Here is a 23,825-nt window from a genome sequence, read left to right on the forward strand (position 1 = left end):
CCTTCCGAAGGGCGTGGCGGGTCACGGCGCGGTCACCAGACCGTCGATGAGCCGGCCGACCACGTCGAGTTGGTCGCGGTAGTAGAAGTGGCCCCCCGGCAGCACGGTGACCTGCGTCGGGCCGTCGATCAGGTCGGTCCAGGCGGCCAGGTCGCCGGTGGGGCACCTGTCGTCCTGAGCGCCGCCGACGACCACGGCGCGGGTCCGTACCACAGTGGTGGCGGGGCGGGTGTCGGAGCCGTACCGCCGGGCGAGCACGAGGTCGTGCCGGATCATCGGCAGGTACAGGGCGCGGGCCTCGACGTCGGCGAGGATCTCCCGGGGCAGGTCGCCGCGGTCGCCGAGGGCTTCGGCGAGCGCGTCGTCGTCGAGTCGGGTGAGGTCCGGCAGTCCGGCCCGGCGGTGCGGGGGCGGTGCGGCGGACAGGAACAGGTCCGGGGCGGGTCGGCCACGGTCCTGGAGGGCACCGGCGACCTCGTGGGCGAGCAGTGCGCCGAGGCTGTGCCCGCCGAGGACGAGGCGACGACCGTCGAGCGCATCCTGCACCCCGGTGAGGACGTCGGCGAGTTCGGTCACCACGCCGTCGAGGTCGGCGCTGGGCGACTCCCTCATCCGGGTGCCGTGGCCCGGGTACTCGACAGCCAGGGCGGTGACCCCCTCCGGCAGGGCCGGGACCCAGGACCGATAGGTGTACGCGGCGCCACCCGCGTGGGGCAGCAGGACCAGCAGGGCGCGCAGCGGGCCGGGTGCCGGGGTCCCGGCGCACTCCCGCAGCCACCGCGACGGGGGCAGGTCCACCACTGCGGAGTCGTCGCTCAGTCGTAGGTGATCCACTGCACCTCCTCCAGGGCGGCGACGGTGTCGGCCAGGTCGGTGTGGGATCCGGTGGCGCCGGTCACCGCAGCCGCGTTCGCCGCCGCGCCGAGCCGCCAGTCCGCTGGTTCGCCCGGAGCTGTCAGTACCGTGACCCGCTCGACGTGGGGCATCCGGCGCAGCGCCGACACCCCCTGGATGTCGCGCACCCGTCCGGCGTCGACCGGCGGCACGAGCAGGTAGTGGAACGCGATCGGGCTCTCCGGTGCGGGCCGCCGACGGGCCTCGAACGGGCGGCCCAGCGCGGCCCGGACCGCGACGTCCGCCGGATCGGCGAAGCCGGACCGAACCGCGAGGTCGTCGACCCAGGCCCCCAGGCGGCCGTTCACCTCGATCACCCGGGGGCCGGCTGCGGTCAGCTTGATCTCGACGTCGGCGATGCCGGTGGTGACGCCGACCGCCTCCACCGCGCGACACGCGAGGGCCTCCACCTCGGCGACGAGGGAGTCCTCCACGAACGACCGGCCGCCGTAGCCGCCCCGTTCCCGAAACGGCTCGGCCAGGGCGAACTTGCTGGTCACGAACATCGCCTCGGCCCGCCCGGCGGACACCGCGCAGTCCACGGCGATGTAGTCACCCCAGGGTGCCGGGGTCGGTCGGCCGACGAGCAACTCCTCCAGCATCAGCGCCGACTCGCGGGGGCGTCCCGGCCCGTCGTCGGTGAGGGCCCGGGCCACGAACGCGTACGCCTCCGCCGGGGTGTGCACGGCGACGGTGTTCCGGCTGGACGCGCCCCGTACCGGCTTCACCACGGCGGGCAGACCGACGTGGTCGACAGCCGCGTCGACCTGCCCGACGTCGGTGATCGTGGCGACCCGGACGGCGTCGACACCCCGTTCGGCGAAGCGCCGACGCTGCACGTCCTTGTGGGTGATCCCGGGCAGGTCGGCGAGGCGGTGATGGGGCAGGCCGATCCGGTCGGCGAGCCGGGCCGTCGACTCCAACTGGAACTCGCTGAAGGTGACGACTCCGGCCGGCCGGTGCGCGCCGACCAGGGAGAGCAGGTCCTCCTCGCCCGTACCGGTGGCGTCGATCGTCTCGCCGAGCATCCGCAGCGTCGGCATCATCAGCTCGGTGTGCGCCTCGGCCTGCCGGTCCCGGGCTCCCCCGGCCAGGGTCTGGGCGCCCACCAGGAACACCAGCTCGACGTCGTTGGCCTCGGCGGCCCGGGCGATCCTGGTCGGTGCCAGGCTGCCCCGGTCGTAGACGACCAGGAGGGTGTCGCTGTCACTCATCGCAGCCCCTCCCCCGCTCCGGCGGGTGCCGGGACGTCGAATCCGCCGGCGGCCCGCGCCCGGACCAGGGCGGCGGCCAGCTCGCTCACGGTCGGGTGCCGGTAGACGGCGCGGATCGGCACGTCGAGCACGAACTCCTGTTGCAGACGGAGGGTGACCTGGGTGGCCACCAGCGAGTCACCGCCCAGCTCGAAGAAGTCGTCGTGCACGCCGAGGTCGTCGGCCCACAGCGCCTCCCGCCAGATCCGGGCCACCGCCCGCTCCGCAGCGGTACGCGGCTGCGCCCCGCCGTCGTCCCCGTCGGGGGTGGAGGTGAGCCCGGCCCGGGTCTGCGCGGCGTCGGGGAGGGCACCCTCGTCGAGCTTGCCGCTGCCGGTGCGGGGCAGCTCGGGAAGGGTCAGGCAGACGGTCGGGACGAGGTACTCCGGTAGCGTCAGGGCACACCAGGCCCGCAGGTCGGCCAGGGGCAGCGGGCGGCCGTCGGCGGTGACCACGAACGCAACGAGGCGGGTGTCGTCCGGCCCGAACCGCCGGGCCCGGACGGCGCAGGCGGTGACGTTCGGATGGGCGTCGAGTCGGGCTTCCACCTCACCGGGTTCGATCCGGTGACCCCGGACCTTCACCTGGGTGTCGATCCTCCCGACGGCCCGTAGTCGGCCGTCCGGCGCCCACCACACCAGGTCGCCGGTGCGATAGACCGTCTCGCCGGGGGTGGCCGGCGCCCAGGTGTCCGGGACGAACCGCCGGCCGGTCAGGTCGGGCCGGTTGAGGTAGCCACGGGCCGTGCCGCGCCCGCCGATCACCAGCTCACCCGGGACACCGGGGGGCACCAGCCGGTCCCGTGCGTCGACCACGTAGACGGTGGTGTCGTCGACCGGCTCCCCGATCGTCACGTCGGCCGGATCGGTGATCCGCGCGACGGTGGAGTAGACGGTGGTCTCCGTCGGGCCGTACCCGTTGATCACCTGGCCGGTCACCGCGAGCATCCGGGCGGCGAGGTCCGGGGTCAGCGGCTCCCCGGCGGTCAGCGCCTGGAGGCGTTCCCGCCGCCCACCGGGGGTCAGGGCGTCGGTGAGCGGACGCCACGCCGTCGGCGTGGCCTGGACGAACCGCACGTCGTACGCGTCGATCAGCCGGACCGTCTCGGCCGGGTTGCGGGCCTGGTCCCGGGTCGCGACGACGACCCGCGCCCCGTTCACCAACGGCAGGAAGATCTCGACGGTGGAGATGTCGAAGACCGGCGCGGAGCTGGCCAGGGCGGTGTCCCCGGGCCGCAGCGTCACGTGCCGGCCGACGCAGCGCAGCAGGTTGCCGACCGCCGCCTCGGGTACCGCGACGCCCTTGGGTTCCCCGGTGGAGCCGGAGGTGTAGAGGACGTAGCCGAGCCGCCCCGTGTCGGACGGGTCGGCAGGTGGCGTGTCGGGTCGGGCCGCCAACTGTTCGCGTGCCCGGTCCGTGCCGAGCCGGACGACGGGCCGACCGGCGACGGCGTCGTCGGGCGTGGCGTCGTCACCCACGACCACGGCGACGTCGGCGTCGTCCAGCAGGAACGCGATCCGGGCGCTCGGGAACCCCGGGTCGACCGGGAGGTAGCAGCCGCCCGCCTTGAGCACGGCGAGCATGCTCACCACCAGGTCGATGCCGGGAGGCAGGCAGAGGGCGACCCGGACGTCGGTGCCGACGCCCCGGTCGCCGAGCAGGTGGGCGAGCCGGTTCGCCCGGGTGTCGAGGTCGCCGTAGGTGACCTCTTCGTCGCCGCAGACCACTGCGGGGCGGGTGGGGTCCCGACGCGCCTGCTCGCTGACGGCCCGGTGGCGTTCGGGTGCCGGCCCGTCGACGACCCGGTGGGCGGCCTGCCGCCAGCGGTACGGCTGGCGGCGGTCGTCGTCGGTGAGCAGGTCCAGGTCGGACGGACGACGGTCCGGCGTACGGTGGATCTCCCGCACGGCCCGGCCCGTCAACTCGGCCAGCAGGGCTGCCTGCACCGGGTCGACGGCCCCGGCCCGGTACCGCAGTTCCGCCGTCCCGGTGACGGCCAGGGTGATCGGGTCGACTCCCCGGCCGTGACCGGCAGGCCGCGACGCCGCCAGCGCCGACGCACAGTGCGCCACCAGGTCGGCGGCGGTCGGGGTGGCGTCCAGGTCGACGTCCACGTCGATAGCGTTCCCGTGCCTGTCGACGGGGACGGTGAGGGCCTGTTGCCGCAGGGTGGCGGCCCTGACGATCGCCCAGGCCGCGACCAGGTCCGCGTCCGGGAGGCCGGTCTGCACGGGAAGCGGCGTACGACTGTGGTCTGCTGTCATCGCAGGGCTCCCACCTCGGTGTCGGCGGCCTGAGCGGGCCTGCGCTCGTGGCGGGACCTGACCATCAGGACCACCGCCGGGGGCAGCAGGAGGAGACCGGTGAGGATGATCGACGCGGCGGCGCCGACGGCGTTCGCCACCACCCCACCGACCAGCACCCCGACGATCGAGAAGTTGATCATCACCGCGTTGAGCAGGGCGATCCCTCGACCACGCAGCTCCTCGGGAAGGTCCCGGAGCAGGATGTTCGCCACCGGCACCTGCACCAGGCTCATGGCCAGTCCGGCCAGGGCGCACCAGGAGCAGACCACTGCCAGGCCGCTGCCCGGCCAACGGTCGTCGATCGGCCACAACACCAGCAGGGAGACCGCGAACAGGGCGACGGCACCGGCCAGCAGCCCGGTCAGCGAGACCCGTCGGACCAGGGTCGGCCCGAGGAACGCCCCGATGACCGCACCGCCGCCGAGCATCGCCTGGGCGAGACCGAACTCGAAGGCGGGCAGGTCGAACCCGGCCAACAGCTGGGTGTTGACGTTCGTGGTGAACAGCCCGATCGCCAGCATCACCGGGACCATCGCCCACGCCACCAGGCGCAGCGACCGGATGCCCAGCACACCGGTGACCCCGGTGTGCAGCGAACTCCAGTACTGTCCCGGCCCGGACGCGGTGACGGTGGCCGTCTTGAGCACCGCGATGCTGCCCAACAGGAGCGCGGAGACCACGAAGGACGCCGCGTTGACCACGAACGACAACTTCACCCCGGCCACCAGGATCAGGAAGCCGCCGAGCAGCGGCCCGGCCAGGTTCAGCGCCTGGACGGTGCTCTGGAACAGGGCGATGGCGGCCGGGATGCTGTGCTGACCGACGACCTTGGGGATGGCGGCCATCCGGGCGGTCTCGAAGACCGCCTTGCCCAGCCCCTCCAGGAAGATCAGCAGCAGGAGCAGCCAGGCCGAGTTCACCGCGAAGATCATCGCCAGGACGACCACCATCCGGGCGATGTCCGCGCCGACCAGCAGCAGACGCGGGGACATCCGGTCCACCAGCGGGCCGATGAACGCGCCGAGGACCCCGGACGGCAGCAGCTGGGCGATGACGACGGCGGCGATGAACAACGCCGGTGAGTCGGTCACGTCGGCAGCCACATAGATCACCGTGACCTTCACGATGCCGTCCCCGAGGAAGGAGATGACCACCGCCAGCCAGTAACGCAGGTAGACCTTGTCCCGCAGCAGTTCTCTCACGACTCGTCCCCCAGCGCCCGATCGCGGGCCTCGCTCACTGTCCGTGCCACCACTGTGACGTGTGGCCACCGCACCACCGTGTAGTGGTTGCCGGGCGCGTCGACCTCCCGGAACCGTCCTGTCACGAGCGACCCCCACGCACGGAACGGCTCGGGCTCCTCGGCCTCCGCCCGGACGACCGTCACCGGCCCGCGCAGCGGCGGTGGCTCGTAGCGCCAGAGCAGACGGAGGTTCGCCATCCACATCTCGACCACCGACGCCATCTGCGCCCGCCCGCTGTCGGCAGGCAGGTAGTTCGCCGCCCGGGCGATGCGCAGCAGGTGGTCGACGTGCTCGTCGTCGGTCATCGCCCGCAGGTCCTCGACGGCCGTGCCGTCCTGGTGGTCCCAGCGCAGGTTCGCGGCGATCGCCGCGACGATCTCCGCCCGGTCGGGTTCCACCTCCACCGGGGCCGGGGGGTGGGCGTCGACGAGCACCACCGAGGCGGTCTCGCCGACCCGTTCCAGCTCGGCGGCCACGGCGTACGCGTTGGAACCGCCGTAACACCACCCCACCAGCTCGTACGGCCCGGACGGCTGAAGCTCGCGGATCAGCCCGGCGAACGCGGCAGCCCGCTGCTCGAACGTCTCGTACGGGAACCGGCCGTCGACCGGGTCGGGTGAGGCCAACGCGTACAACGGGCGTTCGGCCGGTTCGACGAGTTCGGTGAACGGCATGTAGCAGACCACCTCGCTGCCCGCCGGATGCACGAAGAAGATCGGGGTCTCGGAGTGCGCACCGGCCCGTAGCCGGATCGCGTGGACGTCGCCCTCCGGGCGGAACCCGTCCCGGACCATCCGGGCGAACTGCTCGACCGTCGCCCCCTGGAAGATCGCCGCCATCGGCAGTGTCACCCCGAACGCCGCCTCCAGCTCGGCCATCAGCCGCAGCACCAGCAGCGAGTGCCCGCCCAGGTCGAAGAACCGGTCGTGGACGCCGACCGGCCGGACGTCGAGGACGTCCTCCCAGATCCGGGCGATCCGCAGCTCCAACGGGTTACGCGGGGCGGCGTAACCGCCAGAGGTGCGGTCGGTCGACGGGGCGGGCAGCGACGCGCGGTCCAGTTTGCCGTTGGCCGTGGTCGGCAGCGTGTCCAGCACGACGACAGCGGCGGGCACCATGTAGTCCGGCAGGGTGTCGCGCAGGGACTCGGTCAACTCCGGCGCGGTGGGCGGCACCTCACCGGCCGGTTCGACGTACCCGACCAGCCGCGCGTCACCGGCCCGGTCCTCCCGGACGACCACCGCTGCCCGCCGTACGCCGGGGTGCCGCTCCAACGACGACTCGATCTCCCCCAACTCGATCCGGTGCCCGCGCAGCTTCACCTGGTTGTCGTCGCGGCCCAGGAAGACCAGGGTGCCGTCGCGCCGCCACCGGGCCCGGTCACCGGTCCGGTAGAGCATCCCGTCGGTGCCGAACGGGTCGGGCAGGAACCGCTGCGCGGTCAGCTCCGGCGCGCCCCGGTAGCCACGGGCCACGCCCGCACCACCGATGTAGAGGTCACCGGGTACGCCCACCGGCACCGGCCGACGTCGCGCATCCAGCACGTGGACCTGGGTGTTCGCCAGCGGCCCACCTATCGACACCGGGCCGCCGTCGGCCGGGACGGGCCAGACGGTGGACCAGATCGTGGTCTCGGTGGGGCCGTACACGTTCCACGCCCTGCCGGGCAGTGCCCCCATCTCGGCGGCCAGGGTCGGCGGCAACGCCTCACCGCCGACGAGCATCCGCAGTCCGGCCGGGTTGCGCCAGCCCGCGTCGAGCAGCAGCCGCCAGGTCGTCGGCGTCGCCTGCATCACGGTGGCCCCGCACTCGGCGAGCGCCCGCGCCAGCCGACCGCCCTCCCGGCTGTCCGCGCGCGGCACCACTGTGACCGTCGCCCCGACCAGCAGCGGCCCGAACAGTTCGAAACCGGCGATGTCGAAGGTGACCGGGGTGACGGCGGCCAGCACCTCACCGGGTGCCAGACCGACCAGGTCGTCGAGGTCCAGCAGGACGTTGACCAGGTTGCCGTGGGTGATCTCCACACCCTTCGGGGTGCCCGTCGACCCGGAGGTGTACATGACGTACGCCAGCCGCCGGCCGTCCCCCGAGGCGGACGGCCCCGGCTCCGGCTCCCGCTCCGGCAGGTCGTCCAGGAGGAGCAGCTCGGGTGCCGGGATGCCGTCGCCGTACTCCGCAGTGGTGATCACGACGCGGGCGTCGGAGCGCTCGACGATCCCGGCCGACCGGTCCCGTGGGTGCGACGGGTCGAGCGGCAGGTACGCCCCGCCCGCCCAGAGGACACCGAGGAGCGCCGCCACCAGGTCGCAGGAGCGTTCGACTCCGACGCCGACCACCACCTCCGGCCCCACCCCGAGCCCCCGCAGCCGCCGGGCGATCACCGCCGCACGGTCGACGAGCTGCCGGTACGTCCACCGGTGCACACCGCACCGGACCGCCACCGCGTCCGGGGTCCGCACCGCCTGCTCGCGGACCATCCTGTCGACGGTGGCCGTGGGATCCCTGTCGACGGCCGTCGCGTTCCACTCCACCACCTGCCGGTGGACCTGGTCGGGGCGGGTCAGCAGGTAGTCGTCGACGGCCCGCCCCGGGTCCACGACGAGCTGTTCCAGCAGGTGGACGACCTGCTCACCGATCCGCTCCACGGTGTCGGCGTCGAACAGGTCGGTGTTGTACTCCAGCAGCCCGTAGAAGTGGTCGTCGCCGAGGGACCTGTCGTCGAAGACCCCGAGGGTGATGTCGTCCTTCGCGGTGAGGTTGTCCAACATGACCGTCTCGACGTGCAGTCCGTCCAGCGGCACCCGCTCCTCGTGGACGAAGTCGACGTAGATGAAGGTCGACTGGTAGACCGGGTTCCGGCTGGGGTCGCGGTGCACGTCGAGCGCGTCCAGGAGCACCCCGAACGGCACGTCGTGGTGGTCGAAGGCCCCCAGGACCGCCGTCCGGGCCTCGCCGAGCAGCTCCCGGAAGCTCATCTCCGGCCGTACCCGCACCCGCAGCGGCAGCATGGTGAGGAAGTAGCCGATCATCGACTCGGTCTCCGGTCGTCCCCGGGTCGACGAGGTCGTGGCGACCACGATGTCGTCCTGCCCGGAGAGCCGGTGCAGCAGCAGCTGCCAGGCGGCCAGGAGGGCGACGTTCACAGTCACGTTCTCCGCGCGCGCCAACTCCCGGATCGCCGTGGTGAGGGCCGCGGTGAGTCGGAACTGGTGGCGGGCACCGTGGAACGTCTGGACCGGCGGGCGCGGCCGGTCGGTGGGCAGTTCCAGGGCGGGTGCGGCACCGGCGAGGCGGTCCCGCCAGTACGGCAGGTGCCGGGTCGCCACCTCCCGGCTCAACCAGTCGGGCTGCCATTCGGCGTAGTCGCCGTAGTGCAGCCGCACCGGCGGGAGGGTGTGGGGGCGCCCGGTGGCGTGCGCGTTGTACAGCTCGGGGAACTCGGCGTTGAACACGGTGAGCGAGGCCCGGTCCCAGACCATGTGGTCGACGGTGCCGACGAGAAGGTGTTCGTCGTCGGCTGTGCGGAGCAGGCGGACCCGCAGCAGCGGGCAGACCGTCAGGTCGAACGGCGTACGGATCTCGTCGAGCGCGTGCCGCTGCGCCACCGCCTCCCGCTGCTGCGCCGGAACCTGCCGCAGGTCGGTCACGACCACGTCGGCCCGGGCGTGCTCGTGGACGACAGCCCGGGGCCGCCCGTCCACGGCCACGAAGGTGGTCCGCAGTGGTTCGTGCCGGGCGACGAAGTCGTCGACCGCCCGGCGTACCGCGTCGAGGTCCAGCTTCCCGGTCAACCGCGCGGCGAAGAAGATGTTGTACGCCGGGTCGTCCGGGTCGAACTGGTGGATCAGCCAGATCCGCTCCTGGTCGACGGTGAGTACATGCCCGCCGAGGTCCGGTCGCCGGCTGATCGCCGGCACCTGGGGAGCCTTCGCGCCCCTGTCCCGAAGCCGACGGTCGAGCACCGCCCGCTGCGCCGGGGTCAGCTGGGCCAGCCGTTGCGTCAGGTCGGTCATGCGGTACCCCGGGGATGCTGGTAGCGGTTCTTCAGCTCGGTCAGGTGGGTCAGGCCCTCGATCACCAGGTCGGGTGCCACCCCGAAGTCCACGAGGCAGGCCACCTCGTCGACGTCCAGGTCGACGAGGTCCTCGACGAAGCTCTCACCGGTCTCCGGTGTCCCGAGCAGGGCCAGGTGGTCGAAGTACCTGTCGAAGGTGGCGGAGAGCATCACCTCACGCTCGGCTTCGGAGAGCACCGCGTACCCGCTGTCGGTGCTGTCCTGCTGACGCAGGAAGGTGCCGAGGTAGTCGATCAGCGGGCGGCGGACGACCTCACGCACCTCGTCGAGGTCGGAGCCGAGGAAGGTGTGCACCATCGCGGTGACCACCCCGGTGTCCGGGTCGTACCCGGCGTCGGCGCGTGCCTTCCGGTAGGCGGCGATCTTCGTCCTGACCTGTTCCGGCTGCTGCGCGACCAGGCCGGTGAGCAGGTTCGCGCCGGCCCGGCCGGCCTGCACGAACGTGTCGGTGCTGCCCTGCGAGGAGACCCAGACCGGAAGCCGCGGCTGGATCGGACGCGGCAGGGTCCGGACGGCGGTCGGGGTCCCGGTCACCCCGGGCACCTCGACGGTCTCGCCGGCCCACAGCCGCTGCACCGTCTCGAGCCTGTCGAACATGACGGCCTTGCGGTCCCGGTAGGTCCGGGCACCGTCGCCGGGTGCGAGGACGAAGTCGTCGGGGTGCCATCCGGAGGCGGCCGAGATCGCCACCCGCCCCCGGGACAGGTTGTCCACCACCGACCACTCCTCGGCGATCCGGGCCGGGTGGTGCAGCGGCAGCGCCACGCTGCCCGCCCGGATCTGGATCCGCTCGGTGACCACGGCCAGCGCCGCGGCGAGCACCGACGGGTTGGGATAGAGGCCGCCGAAGTCGACGAAGTGTCGCTCCGGCACCCAGATCCCGGCGAACCCGGCCCGGTCGGCGATCCGGGCACATTCCAGCAGCAGGTCGTAACGGTTCTCCTCGACGCTCGACCCGTCCCCGGAGAAGAAGAAGACGCTGAACTCCATGGTGCTGTCGGGACGGCGGCGTCGGCGTCCGGCGGTCGGGCCGGTCGGCTGCGGGGCGCCCGCCTCCGGTTCCACGGCTGCCGCCCGCTCCCGACGGCGGCGGTCGAAGACGGCACGCTGCTGCGGGGTCAGGGTGGCCAGCCGACGTCGGAGCGCCCCGTCGACGGCGATCTCCTCAGCCATGGTCGGCCGCCAGCAGCGCCTCGAGTTCCTCTGGTGACATGGCCTCGACTTCGTCAAGCATGCTCGCGATCTCCTCGTCGGCCAGCGATCGGGTCTGCTGCGTACGGATGGCGGCGGCCAGACCCGCCACCGACGGCGCATCGAAGATCACGCTCATCGGCAACGGGCCGAAGATCTCCCGGAGCCGGGCGACCACCTGGATGGCGAAGAGCGAGTTGCCGCCGACGGTGTAGAAGTCGGTGTCCGGGTCGTCGAGGGTGACCCCCAGGACCTCCCGCCACACCGTCGCGATCTGCTGGGCAACCTCGTCGTCGGGCCACAGCCGGGCCGGGTCCCAGTCCGGGTCGGCCGCCTCGTCCGGTGTCACGACCGCCGAGGCGAACCCCGCGGCGGTCAGCTGCCGCTGCTCGGTGAGCACGTCCCGCAGGTCCCGGGTCGACACCAGTACCGACGGCAGTCCACCGGCCACCGCAGCCCCGGTGCGTTCCCACCCCTCGGCCACCGGGATGCCATACCGCTCACGCTGCCGCCGGTAGTCGGCCCGGATCTCGGGCAGATCCGCCATCTGCTCCTCGAACCAGTCGTCCCAGGCCCACTGTCCCCAGTGCACCGCCGTGACGGGGCGTCCGGGCGCGGTGCGCGCCTGGGCGTAGGTCTCCAGGAAGGTCGCCACCGCGCAGTTCTCCAGCTGCCCGAACCCGCCGACCACGCCGGTGATGGAGGAGCCGAGCACCAGGAATCCGTGGGGGCGGTCGCCGGTCACCCGGTCCAGGGCGGCACCCAGCAGCGACACGCCGCGCACCCGGGCGTCCACGGTGGCGGTGACGTCGGTCGCCGACTTCATGGCGACCATGCCGGAGGCCCGGTCGTCGAGCAGGTGGAACACCCCGTCGAGTCGGCCCAGCCGGACCAGCGCCTCCTGGACCACGGCGGTCACCTGCACGCCGTCGAGGAGGTCGGCGGTAAGCACCGTCAGGCGACCCCCGGCCCGCTCCCGCAGGGCGGTGAGCCCGTCCGGTCGGTCCGCCGCCGAGGCGACCCGACCCGTCACACCGACCACCCGGGCACCCCGGGCGGTCAACTCCTCGGCCACCATCAGCCCGGTCCGGGTGCCCACCCCGAACAGCAGGTAGGCACCGTCCGGACGCCACACCCCCGCGCCGCCCGGCAACTCGACCGGAGCGAACGCCCGCCGCCACCGGAAACCGTCGCGGTAGGCGACGAACGACTCGTCGACGCCGACAGCGCCCCGCACCTCGCCGTGGAGCGTCGCGGCCAGGTCGTCCCAGCCGTCCTGCGCGTCGGCCGGTGGCAGGTCCACGTCGACGGCGCGGCAGCTCAGGCCGGTGAACTCCTGCGGGAGCACTGTCACCGCACCGTGGACGGTGGCCCGTTCGGGGCGGACCGGGACGGACCCGGCGACCTCCTGCAACCGGTCGGTCAGCACGACGACATCGAGCCCGTCCACCTGGCCGAGTTCGTTGAGCGCCTGCGTGACCGCGACCAGGTCTCGCAGCCCGTCGCTGCGGACGCGGCCGAGGGAGGCGACCGGACCGTTCGCACCACCCGCGCCGTCCACGCCACCCGCGGTGCCCGCGCTGCCAACGCCGCTCGCGCTACCCACGCTGCTCGCGCCGCCCGCCTCCGCCACGGTCTCCGCGCCGAGGATCGTCCCGGCGTACAGCACCCGGGTCGGTAGGCGGCCCGCGTCGGCCAGTGCCTGGACCAGGCGTCGGGGCTCGTCCGGATCCGCCGTCAGGGCAGCCGCCGTCACTGATTCGACGTCGTCTCCGGCGGCCCGCAGCAGCCCACCGATCCGCTGGGCGAGCCCGGCGGCGTCCTCCACCACGAGCCAGGTCTGCGGCGTCCCCACCGGGTCGGCGGGCCGGCGGCCACCGCGATGCCACACCGGCGCGTACGTCCAACGTGACGGGGCGGCGGGCTCGTCGGTCAGTGCCTCGCCGGCACGGGGGCGGGGCAGCACGTGCTCTCGGCCGTCGAACTCCACGCCGGGCAGCGGCACCACCCGGCCCGCCGCATCCTGGACCGACCAGTCGACCTCCACACCGGTCCGCCACAGCGCGGCGACCGGCGACGCCGGCCGGTCGCGGCGTCCGAGCAGCGGCACGAGGGCGGCTGTCGTCCCGGTCAGTCGGGCCATCGCGGTCAGCGCCGAACCGGGACCCGCCTCCACCAGCACCCGCCGACGGTCGGTGTCGAGGAGCCCGGACAGCCCGTCGGCGAAACGGACCGGCCGACGCAGGTGCGTCACCCAGTAGTCCGGGGAGGTGGCCTGCTCGGCGGTGAGCAGCAGACCTGTCACGTTCGACACCACCGGGCGGGTCGGCGCGTTGCGGGTGACGTCGGCGACGACGGCCGCGAAGTCGGCCAGGACCGGGTCCATCAGCGGGGTGTGGAAGGCGTGGGAGGTCGCCAACGGGCGGACCGGTACGTTCCGGGCGGCGAGCAGCCGTTCGGCGGCAGCGATCTCCTCCCCGGTACCGGCCAGTACGCACAGGTGCGCGCCGTTGACGGCGGCGATCGAGCCGTGGCCCCGTACCACGGTGTCGAGTTCCTCGGGGCCGAGCGCCACCGAGATCATCCGACCCGGGGTGGACCGTTGGACCAGAGCCCCCCGGGCGGCGACGACTCGGGCCGCACCCGGCAGTGTGAACACCCCGGCCAGGCAGGCCGCCACGTACTCACCGAGGCTGTGTCCGATCATCGCGGCCGGTTCGATCCCGGCGTGCAGCAGCAGTCGGCCCGTCGCATACCCGACGGCGAAGACTGTGGGTTGGGTGTACTCGGTCTGCCGAAGCAGCTCCTCGTCGTCGCCGAAGGCCACCTCACGGACGTCGAAGCGCAGATGCGGCCGGAAGGCGTCGGCGCAGTCGTCCATCGCCTGCCGGAACACCGGCTCGTCGCGGTACAGGTCGGCGCCCATCCCGGCGTACTGGCTGCCCTGCCCCGGGAACATCAGGACGACCTCGGGTGGCCGGTCGTCGTCGGTGCCGACGGTGGTCACGTCCTGCGGGGTGAGCCGGGTCAGGGCGTCGACGGCCTCGTCGAGGTCACGGGCCACCACGCAGGCGCGGGCCGTCAGGGGACGTCGCCGCCGCTGGAGGGTGTACGCCAGGTCGGTGAGGGAGACCCGGTCCGGGCCGGCGAGCACGTCCGCCGTCCTACCGGCGGTGGAGAGCAACCCCTCGACGGTACGCCCCGACAGCGGCAGCACCCGCACCCCGGCACCGTCGTCGGTGGTCTCCGCGCGGGTGGGTGCCGCCTGGAGCACCAGGTGGGCGTTGGTGCCGCCGACGCCGAAGGCGCTGACTCCGGCCCGACGGGGTGCCCCGGGCGGCGGGGTGGGCCACGCCGTCCGCTCGCCGGTGACCCGGAACAGCTCCGGCTTCAGGTTCAGGTGCGGGCTGGGCGTACGGAAGTGCGCGGTGCCCGGGACCACCCCGTGGCGCAGTGCGAGGACCGTCTTGATCAGGGCGGCGACCCCGGCTGCGGCGTCCAGGTGACCGATGTTCGACTTGACGCTGCCGAGCAGGCACGGCTCGGTTCGCGGGGCGCGGGCGAACACCTCGGTCAGTGCCCGCACCTCGATCGGGTCGCCGAGGAGGGTCCCGGTGCCGTGTGCCTCGACGTACTGGACGTCGGCCGGGGAGACGGCGGCGACGGCCAGGGCCTCGTCGATCACCGCCGCCTGTCCGGTGCTGGTCGGCGCGGTGAAGCCGACCTTCGTCCCGCCGTCGTTGTTCACCGCCGAACCGATGATCAGGGCCTCGACGTGGTCGTGGTCGGCGAGGGCGTCCGCCAACCGCTTGAGCACCACGACGCCGACCCCGTCCCCGGAGACGGTGCCTGCGGCGTCGCCGTCGAACGGGCGGCACATCCCGTCCGGGGACAGGATCGAGCCCTCCTCGTACCGGTAACCACGCCGGTCCAACAACCGGATCGCGGCACCACCGGCGAGGGCGGTGTCGCACTCGCGGGTGAGCAGGCTCTGCACCGCCAGGTGCACGGCGACCAGGGAGGAGGAGCAGGCGGTCTGCACGGTGAGGCTGGGACCGGTGAGGTTCAACCGGTACGACACCCGCAGCGCCAGCATCCCCGGATCGGTGCCGATCGCCCGCTGCAACTCGTCGGACCCGCGCCCTCCGGTGCCCTGAGGGAGGATCCGCTGCTCCAGGTAGGCGCTGGACGGGGCGCTCAGGAACACCCCGATCGGGGCGGCGGCGTCGCCGGGCGGGTATCCGGCCCGTTCCAAGGCCTGCCAACAGGCCTGGAGTGCGAGCCGGTGCTGCGGGTCCATCATGGCCGCCTCGGCGGGCGAGTAGCCGAAGAAGGCAGCGTCGAACCGGTCCCATCCCTCGACCCGATAGCCGACCGGTACGTGCCCGTCGGCGTCGATCTCGTGTTCGGGCACCCCGGCGGCGAGGAGTTCGTCGCGGCTGAACCGGGTCGCGGCTACCTCACCGTCGACCACCGACCGCCAGAACGAGTCGACGTCCGGTGCTCCGGGGAACCGGCCGCTCATGCCGATGACGGCGACGGCGTCGTCCGGGTTCATGACCGCACCTGCGCCACCGTCACGGCGTCCGCCTCGCGGGCCAGCGAACGGACCGTCGACGCGTCGAAGATCGACCGTAGCGACACCGGCATCCCCCACCGCTCCTGCGCCAAGGCGGCCACCTGCACGGCCAGCATCGAATGTCCTCCCAGCTCGAAGAAGTCGTCGTCCAGGCCCACCCGGTCCAGGCCCAGGACTTCGGCGAAGATCTCGGCGAGCCGCTGCTGCGCCGGTGACGACGGGGCGACCAGCGGCGTGGACAGACCCGGGCGTTCCCCGGTCACGGCGGGCAGGGCGCTGACGTCGACCTTCCCGTTCGCCGTCAACGGCAACCCGTCCAGCACCACGTACGCCGCCGGCAGCATGTAGTCCGGGAGGGTGCGGCCCAGGTGGGCCCGCAGGTCCGGCGGGGCCGGTGCCGCCGGACCTGCGGGGACCACGTAGGCGACCAGGCGGGGTTCGGCGGCCCCGTCCCGGTCGAGGACCACCACTGCCTCGTGCACCCCGGGATGGGTACGCAGCCGGGCCTCGATCTCACCCGGCTCGATCCGGTAGCCGCGCAGCTTCACCTGGTGGTCCAGCCTGCCCAGGTACTCCAGTTCCCCGTCCGGCCGTACCAGGGCGCGGTCACCCGAACGGTAGAGCCGGGTGCCGTCGGGGCCGTCGACGAACCGGGCGGCGGTCAGGTCCGGCCGACCCACGTAGCCCCGGGCCACCCCGGCACCTCCGACGTGGAGTTCACCGGGTTCACCGGGCGCGACACCGTGGCCGTCCGGGTCGAGGACGACCGCCGTCCACCGGTCCAGTGGCCGTCCGATCAGGCTGGCCTCGGGCTCGACCAGGTCAGCCGTGGTGATCCGCCGCCAGGTGCTGTGCACGGTGGTCTCGGTGATGCCGTACATGTTGACGAGGGCGGGCTGCTCGTCACCGTGCCGCCGCAGCCAGGGGCCGACCATGCCCGGGGTGAGCGACTCACCGGCGAAGATCAACCACCGGAGGGTACGGACCGGTGCGGGTGCCGCGTCCTGCTCGTAACGGGACAGTTGGCGGAACGCGGCCGGTGTCAGGTTGACCACCGTCACGCCCTCCCGGGCGAGCAGTGCGTGGAAGTCCGCAGGCGACCGGCGTACCTCGTTCGGCACGACGACCAGTCGGGCGCCGTGCAGCAGCGCCCCCCACATCTCCCACACCGAGACGTCGAAGGCCAGCGACGCGAACAGGGTCCACACGTCGTCGGGGCCGAACCCGAACCGGGCGCTCGTGCTTCCCACCAGCGCCGCCACGTTGCCGTGTTCGACCATGACGCCCTTCGGCGTGCCGGTCGACCCGCTGGTGTAGACGACGTAGGCGAGGTGCTCCGGCCGTACCTCCACCGGCGGCGGCGACACCGCGTCGGCGGCGGCCCCGCCGAGGTCGAGGTGGTCCTGGTCCTGGCCGTCGTGGTCGTGGTCGTGGTCGTCGAGCAGGATCGACCGCTCGACACCGAACGTCCGGTCCCGCTGGTCGGTGACGAGGAGGGTCGCGCCCGAGTCGCTGCAGACGAAGGCCGACCTGTCGTCCGGGTGCTCCGGGTCGAGCGGCACGTACGCCCCACCCGCCTTCAGCACGCCGAGCAGCGCGACGACCGCCCCGACCGACCGTTCGACACAGACGGCGACGGGCACCTCCGGCCCCACCCCGACCCGGCGCAGCCGGTGGGCCAGGGCGTCGGCCCGCCGGTCGAGTTGCCGGTAGGTGGTGTCCCGGCCTTCGTGGGTGACCGCGACGGCGTCCGGCCGGGCGTGCACCTGCCGGGTGAACAGCTCATGGATGCAGGCCCGTAGTCCCGGCTCCAACCGCGTCATCATCGCTCCACGTGTTCGGGTTCGTCGGTTCCTGCCGGGCCGCCGAGGTCCACGACCGCCGTCGGGTCCGCGACGAGCGCCGCCAGTCGAGCGCGGTAGTCGTGTAGGAGCGCCGTGGCGGTCTCGTGGGTGTACAGCTCGGCGTCGTACTCCAGTTCCAGCCGCAGCGCCGATGCGGTGGCGACTGCGTAGAGGCTCAGGTCGTACTTGGCCGTCCCCGGGGGCCGGGTCACGGTGAGGACGGTGTCGGCGAGCCCCGCGAAACGGACCGGAGCAGCGCTGACCTGGTACGAGAACATGACAGTGAGCGGCCGTACGGTCCGGCGGGCCAGGAGGCGGGCCAGGTCCTCGAAGGGGACGTCCTGCCGTTCCAGGGCACGCCACGCCGCCTCGGCCGCACCGGCGATCACACGGCTGCCGGTGCTGCCGTCGGGCACCGTGACGGCCACCGGCACCATGTTGATGAAGCAGCCCACCATGTCCTGCCACTGCGGGCGCAGACGCCCGGCGGCGGGCGTCCCCACCACCACGTGGGGACGGCCCACGGCCCGACGGAGGACCACCGCGAGGGCGGCGAGCAGCACCGCGAACGCCGTCACCCGGTGCTGCCGTGCCAGGCCGCGGACCTCCACCGCCAACCGTTCGTCGAGCGTCACGGCCACCGCGTCGCCCCGGAACTGCGGGAACCGGGGGCGGGGGAAGTCCGTCGGCATGTCCAGCGGGAACGGCATCCCGGACAGCTCCGCGGCCCGCTCGGCGGTCGCCTTCCGTCGGGCCTGCGAGGTGGCCGCCGTCGCGTCGGCGCGCGCGAAGTCCGCGTACTGCCGGGCGGGCGGCGAGGTCGAGGCCGGACCGGATCCGACGTGCCGGCCGTACCGCGCGCCGAGTTCCCGGGTGAGCAGGTCGAGGGTCAGCCCGTCCACGGCGATGTGCTGGAACGTGCTGATCAGGGTGTGTCGGTCGGGCGCGCGGCGTACCAGGAGGAACCTGACGGGCGGCTCCTGCTCCAGCCGGAACGGGATCCGCGCCTGCGCCTCGGCCAGCCGGTCCACCTCGACGTCCGAGTCGACGTCGACCTGCGGCAGGTCGGCAGGTGCCGCCGGGCGGACCGCCACCGACGGCACGCCGGAGCGGGCCGGATAGCAGGACCGGAGGACGTCGTACCGGGCGAGGAGATCGGTCAGCGCCGCGTGCAGGGCCTCGACGACGAGGGGTCCGGTCAGGTCGAGTCGGGTCGGCACGTTGTAGAGGATCGAGGAGGGGGCCACCTGCTGCATGAACCAGATGCGCCGCTGAGCGCCGGAGAGCGGCACCGGCCCCCCGTCGGTACGGTGCTCGTCGCGGTCGGCCGTCGCGGCGGCGGTACGACCGACCAGCGCCGTCTGCACCAGGACGCCGAGGGCGGCCACTGACTTCGCAGCCGCGATCTCCCGATGGGGTAAATCAATCCCGAAAACGGTGTTGATCTCACTCGCGGCATCCGCGGAAATCGCCTCCGGGACACTTCCGTCGACGATTCTATCAATTTCCTCCAGCACATAGCTGGATACATCCAAGCATGGATCAACCATGCGCGGCCTCCCCCCGTCGCCCGCCGGAAGGGAGCCTTGCACACCCGTCTCACGTCAAGCAAGGACTTACGTACGCCAATTGATCGAGGACGGGACGACGGGACCGCCCCGGCGGGGCAACGACGGAGCGTACGCCCATGATCACCGAAAGGTCGCCTCGCCGCGGGCGACATCCTTCACCATTCGGGGACATCATCCGGACATTCCAGAACCGCACAGAGAGTGATTGACTGATCACCATGCGCCTCACCCGCTCGCATGATCACCTCTCGGATGGCGCACCGGGCGGCCGCGGCCGAACCCCCGAGCACGGGGGAACTAACCTCGCGGGCAAAGGCGAAATTGCCGGTCGGGTAATCACCAAGGCAGGTGGCATGAAGTCGCGACGCGTGAACCTCACATCCGGCGGACTGACGTCGGACCTGCGCCCTCTGCGCGACCCCCTCGGCAATCCCGCTCTGCGCAGACCGCTGCCCACCCGGGAGAACGACGTCAGGAACCGCCTGAACCGCGACCTGACGAGTCTCGTCGCCGCCATGCAGGCAGGTAGGGAGTCGACCGCGTGGGAGCTGTTGCGCGAGGCTCGGGCCCTCGTCGCCCGACTGCCCCGAGGCACGTGCGAGGTCGAACGGCGCAAGATCAACGCGGCCACCCGGGTGCTCCGCTCCCCCACCTGGCGGCGGATGGCCGCCGCCACGAGACACCGCAAGAGGTAGCCGTCGCGCACGCGCCGGACCCACCCACACTGCCGCCCCACCAATTCCCCTACATCAATATCCAATAATTGATGACGAACAGTTGATCTGAGAGAATGTCGGGGACCACGACGACGGTCGCAGAATGATCGGAAGGGGTGCCGTGTTTCGTCGGATCATCACCGTTGTCGCCCTGGGGACAGCCACGTTACTCACCTCCCAGACGACAATTCCTGCCCATGCGAATCCGATCGCGCAGCAAGCCGCCGTGAATGGGATTTCCGCACCGGGGGCGCTCAGCCTCGACGGGACCTGGGCCTGCTCCGTGCCGAGCGGCTACGTCTGGGACCAGGTGGAGCCCACCGGGGCCTGCGGATCGCTCTCGTACCGCTACCGGCTACGGACCCCGGTCAACGGCCTGTGGGCCTGCACGATCCCGTTCGGGTGGACGTACGACTCGATCCGGTCCACGAACGTCTGCGGCTCGACGGGTCCCTACCAGTATCGCCTGGTGGGCTGACCGCCCGCCGGATCCCCGACCCACGACCCTCACGGCCGTGACCAGTGTCTTCGCTGGTCACGGCCGTGACCACGACGTGCCACCAGGACCTCGTCCGCCCGTCGTCGACACGCGGCACCCCGCTCGGCGACGAGGTCGATTCAGGACTCGGCCCCCGTACGCGACTCGCCGCCGGCGACCCCACCCTCCCAGCGCTGGGCGTAGCGTGCGATGGGTTGCAGAGAGCGGAGAAGTTCGATGCCGCGTTCGGTGAGGCGGTAGCGGATGCTGACGGGCATCGTCGGTTCGACGAGGCGGTCGACGAGACCCGCGCCCTCGAGGTCGCGGAGCCTGACGGTGAGCATGCGCCCGGAGAGCCCCTGGACACGCCTCTCGATCTCGGTGAAACGCTCCGCACCCAGGCCGAGGGCGAGGAGGATGCCGCTGGCCCAGCGTCTGCCGACGATCTCCATGACTCCGGCCAGACGTCGGCACTCGTCGTCGTCGATGTGGAGCGGAGGGCGGGTCGGACCGGTTCCAGGGGCACTCACTTACTGAAGGTAAGTAGGTTACCCGGTGTTTGTCAACGACGGGACGTGCCCCAGATGCTTGGTGCATGCCCGATTACCTGCACCCCCTGCGCTTCGGCAGCTTCGTGACCCCTGTCGCTGCGGATCCGCAGCACCCCGTCGACATGGCGCTGCTCAGTGAGGAACTCGGCCTGGACCTGGTGACCTTCCAGGACCATCCGTACCAGGCGCAGTTCCAGGACACGTGGACCCTGCTGGCGTGGGTCGCCGCACGGACCTCCCGCATCCACGTGTCGGGGAACGTCCTGAACCTGCCGCTTCGTCAGCCTGCCGTGCTGGCTCGCGCGGTGGCCAGCCTGGACCTGCTCACCGGCGGACGAGTGGAGCTCGGCATCGGCACGGGCGGGTACTTCGAGGCGATGGCGACGATGGGAGCCCCGCTGCTCACACCCGCCGAGGCGGTCGGCGGGCTCGACGAGGCCCTGGACATCATCCGTGGCATCTGGGACACGACCGATCCGACACCCCTGCACGTGGACGGAAGGCACCACCGGGTGGCCGGTGCCGCCAGGGGCCCGAGGCCGACACACGACATCCCGATCTGGGTGGGCGCCTACAAGCCCAGGATGCAGCGGCTCCTCGGACGCAAGGGGGACGGCTGGTTGCCGAGCCTGCCGTGGCTCAAGCCGGGTGACATCGAGCGTGGCAACAGGATCATCGACGAGTCCGCCCGCGCGGCGGGACGGGATCCACGCGCCGTGACCCGTCTGCTCAACGTGACTCCGCAGTACGACGCCGAGGACCTGGCGGAGCTGGCGACCGAGCACGGGGTGAGCGTCTTCATCCTGGGCTCCGACGATCCGCAGGAGATCCGGAGGTTCGCCGGGGAGACCGCGCCCCGGATCCGCGACCGCGTCGAGCGGGCCCGGCGCGGGGCGGGATCAGCCGTGGCGACGCCGGCGGCACTGTCGTTCCGGGACGATCCGATCCCTGCGGCGCTGACCCGGCAGGTGTTCTTCCCAGGCGATCCCGGCTACACCCGCTACACCTCCGGATACTTCCGGGGGGCTCGCCCCGGTGTGGTCGTACGTCCCGAGTCGTCCGCGCAGGTGCAGGAGGCGGTACGGTTCGCGGCCCGGCACCGGGACGTTCCCCTGGGCCTGTTCAGCGGCGGGCACGGCCTCTCCGGCAGGTCCCTGAACGACGGCGGGATCGTCATCGCCGTCGACGCGCTGAACGAGATCACCGTGCTCGACGGGGGACGGGTACGGGTGGGACCCGGCGCCCGGTGGGGGGAGGTCGCCAAGGCCCTCGCCCCACACCGTCTGGCGATCACCGCCGGTGACCACGGCGGCGTCGGTGTCGGCGGGCTGGCCACGACGGCGGGGATCGGCTGGTTCGCCCGCGAGCGGGGGCTCACGATCGACCATCTCCGGTCGGTGGACGTGGTCACCGCAGACGGTGAGCTGGTCCACGCGAGCGCCGAGGAGAACCCCGACCTCTTCTGGGCCGTGCGCGGGGCCGGGGCGAACTTCGGTGTCGTCGTCTCCTTCGAGTTCGACGCGCACCCCGTGGCCGAGCGGGTCGGCTTCGCGATGTTCGTCTTCGTCCCCGACGACGTCGCCGCGTTCCTGCAGTCCTGGGGCACGGCGATCGAGAACGCGGACCCGACAGTGACCGGGACACTGATGATCGGCCCTTCGCGGCCCGGGGCGTCGACAGTGGTCCAGGCGCTGATCGTCGTGGACGAGAACGACCCGGACACCGTCGTCGGACACCTCCGGCCTTTCGCCGTGCTGGCCCCGATGGCGAACCAGTCGGTGCGGATGGTCCCGTACGCGGCACTCCTCGACGTGCAGGCCGGGGACGAACGGCAGCACGGACGGGGTGAGCCGCACGGCCACTCCGGGCTCGTCCGGCACCTGTCCGCCGACGTCGCGCAGGGGCTGGCGGACCTGCTCGCCGCCCGGTCGTCGTTCGTCCTGAGCATCCGCTCCACCGGCGGTGCCGTCGCCGACCGTCCCACGGACTCCGCCGCGTACGGGTGGCGGGAGGCGAACTTCCTGATCGCGATGCTCGGCGACGGCACCGGCGAGGTCGAACAGCGGTGGGCGGACCTGGTCCCCCTCTTCGAGGGCATGTACATCAGCTTCGAGACCGACACCGGCCCCGACGTCCTCGCCCGGGCGTTCCCGGCCGAGCACCTGCGACGCCTGCGCGCCCTCAAGGCGGTGTGGGACCCGACCGGTCTGTTCCGCGACAACTTCTTCATCGCCCCCGACAGGCATCCCGCAGAGCTCGTCGCGCAGCTCTGAAGCACCGACCTCCCGCCCGGCCACTGCGGCCGGCACCACCACCCCCCGGCCACTGCGGCCCGCACCACCACCGCCCGCACCAGCACTGTCGAAACAACCCTGGAGGCATCATGTCCCTGCTCCGTGTCGACGCGTCCATCCGCGCCGAGGGCTCCACCAGCCGCGCCCTCGCCGACATCGTCGAAGGTCGGTGGCGCGACGCGGCGACGGACCCGACCGTCGTCCACCGCGAGATCGGCACCACCCCGCTACCCAGCGACGCGTGGGCGGCGGTGTTGGCCGCGTCGGCCACCCCCGCCCCGGACCGCACCCCGGGTCAGCAGCGCGCCCGGGACCTCGCCGACGCGCTGGTCGACGAGTTGGCCGCCGCCGACGCCTACCTGTTCGCGGTGCCGCTGTACAACTTCGGGGTCTCCCAACACTTCAAGACGTATGTGGATCTGGTCATCGCCGACGCACGCATGTCGCCTGAGCGCACCCCGGTGACCTCGGGCAAGCCCGGGGTGCTGGTGACCGTCCAGGGCGGGAACTACTCCCCCGGCACCCCGAAGGAGGGATGGGACCACGCGACCTCCTGGATGCGGCGGATCCTCGAAGACGTGTGGGGCATCGATCTGGAGGTCGTGACCCGCGAGTTCACCCTCGTCGGGGTCAACCCCGCGCTGGACGCGTTCACCGAGCTGGCCGAGGAGATCAGGACGAACGCGGAGCACCACGCCCACCGCCACGGTGACACCCTCGCCTCCCGCCGGCAGGCCGTCCACGCGGACGCCGCGACCCGCTAGTGCCCGGGGCGTCTCGGTCGGCGTCGACGTCGACCGGGACGCCCCGCCACCGGCACACCCCGCCG

General features: G+C 72.4%; 14 protein-coding genes. 4 read left to right on the plus strand and 10 right to left on the minus strand.

All coding sequences use genetic code 11. The features are described from left to right. Positions 1–21 precede the first annotated feature (21 nt). From WHN02_RS21675 to WHN02_RS21715, 9 genes are read right to left on the minus strand one after another with little or no spacing between them, the layout of a single operon-like run. On the minus strand, positions 22–834 hold the full coding sequence (locus WHN02_RS21675; RefSeq protein WP_434740535.1) for a thioesterase II family protein: 813 nt from the start codon (positions 832–834) through the stop codon (positions 22–24). Then, positions 816–2,108, minus strand: coding sequence for an ATP-grasp domain-containing protein (locus WHN02_RS21680; RefSeq protein ID WP_434740536.1), 1,293 nt, complete (start codon positions 2,106–2,108; stop codon positions 816–818). The genes WHN02_RS21675 and WHN02_RS21680 overlap by 19 nt, the downstream gene beginning before the upstream one ends. After that, entirely contained in the window at positions 2,105–4,411 is a 2,307-nt protein-coding gene (locus tag WHN02_RS21685) for a non-ribosomal peptide synthetase (RefSeq protein ID WP_434740537.1), read from the minus strand. The genes WHN02_RS21680 and WHN02_RS21685 overlap by 4 nt, the downstream gene beginning before the upstream one ends. Then, positions 4,408–5,655 carry an MFS transporter gene (locus WHN02_RS21690; RefSeq protein ID WP_434740538.1) on the minus strand — a complete coding sequence of 416 codons (1,248 nt, stop codon included), beginning with the start codon at positions 5,653–5,655 and terminating at the stop codon, positions 4,408–4,410. Before WHN02_RS21690 ends, WHN02_RS21685 begins: the two co-directional genes overlap by 4 nt. Further along, positions 5,652–9,710, minus strand: a complete 4,059-nt coding sequence (locus WHN02_RS21695; protein WP_434740539.1) for a non-ribosomal peptide synthetase — start codon at positions 9,708–9,710, stop codon at positions 5,652–5,654. The genes WHN02_RS21690 and WHN02_RS21695 overlap by 4 nt, the downstream gene beginning before the upstream one ends. After that, positions 9,707–10,945, minus strand: a complete 1,239-nt coding sequence (locus WHN02_RS21700; protein ID WP_434740540.1) for a MupA/Atu3671 family FMN-dependent luciferase-like monooxygenase — start codon at positions 10,943–10,945, stop codon at positions 9,707–9,709. The genes WHN02_RS21695 and WHN02_RS21700 overlap by 4 nt, the downstream gene beginning before the upstream one ends. Then, positions 10,938–15,521, minus strand: coding sequence for a type I polyketide synthase (locus WHN02_RS21705; RefSeq protein ID WP_434740541.1), 4,584 nt, complete (start codon positions 15,519–15,521; stop codon positions 10,938–10,940). The genes WHN02_RS21700 and WHN02_RS21705 overlap by 8 nt, the downstream gene beginning before the upstream one ends. Continuing rightward, positions 15,518–17,365 (minus strand): amino acid adenylation domain-containing protein, encoded by a 1,848-nt coding sequence (locus WHN02_RS21710; RefSeq protein ID WP_434740542.1) that lies wholly within the window; start codon positions 17,363–17,365, stop codon positions 15,518–15,520. Before WHN02_RS21710 ends, WHN02_RS21705 begins: the two co-directional genes overlap by 4 nt. Beyond that, a complete protein-coding gene (locus tag WHN02_RS21715) occupies positions 17,365–18,774 on the minus strand; it encodes a condensation domain-containing protein (RefSeq protein WP_434740543.1) in 1,410 nt (469 codons plus the stop codon). Before WHN02_RS21715 ends, WHN02_RS21710 begins: the two co-directional genes overlap by 1 nt. A 536-nt stretch (positions 18,775–19,310) precedes the next feature. On the opposite strand from WHN02_RS21715, the gene WHN02_RS21720 reads away from it, so the two are divergent. Further along, positions 19,311–19,652: a hypothetical protein gene (locus tag WHN02_RS21720; protein ID WP_434740544.1), complete on the plus strand. Its 342-nt coding sequence runs from the start codon at positions 19,311–19,313 to the stop codon at positions 19,650–19,652. A 247-nt stretch (positions 19,653–19,899) separates the two neighbouring features. Next, positions 19,900–20,151, plus strand: a complete 252-nt coding sequence (locus WHN02_RS21725; protein ID WP_434740545.1) for a hypothetical protein — start codon at positions 19,900–19,902, stop codon at positions 20,149–20,151. A gap of 140 nt (positions 20,152–20,291) precedes the next feature. Here WHN02_RS21725 and WHN02_RS21730 read toward each other — a convergent pair whose 3' ends face one another. After that, entirely contained in the window at positions 20,292–20,681 is a 390-nt protein-coding gene (locus tag WHN02_RS21730; protein ID WP_434740546.1) for a winged helix-turn-helix transcriptional regulator, read from the minus strand. A gap of 65 nt (positions 20,682–20,746) precedes the next feature. Here WHN02_RS21730 and WHN02_RS21735 point away from each other — a divergent pair, with 65 nt between their 5' ends. Further along, on the plus strand, positions 20,747–22,975 hold the full coding sequence (locus WHN02_RS21735; RefSeq protein WP_434740547.1) for an LLM class flavin-dependent oxidoreductase: 2,229 nt from the start codon (positions 20,747–20,749) through the stop codon (positions 22,973–22,975). Positions 22,976–23,085: 110 nt separating this feature from the next. Then, positions 23,086–23,760 (plus strand): FMN-dependent NADH-azoreductase, encoded by a 675-nt coding sequence (locus WHN02_RS21740; RefSeq protein WP_434740548.1) that lies wholly within the window; start codon positions 23,086–23,088, stop codon positions 23,758–23,760. Positions 23,761–23,825: the final 65 nt, after the last annotated feature.

Origin of the sequence: Micromonospora sp. SH-82 (genome assembly GCF_051132485.1) — a bacterium.
Taxonomy (GTDB): Bacteria; Actinomycetota; Actinomycetes; order Mycobacteriales; family Micromonosporaceae; genus Micromonospora.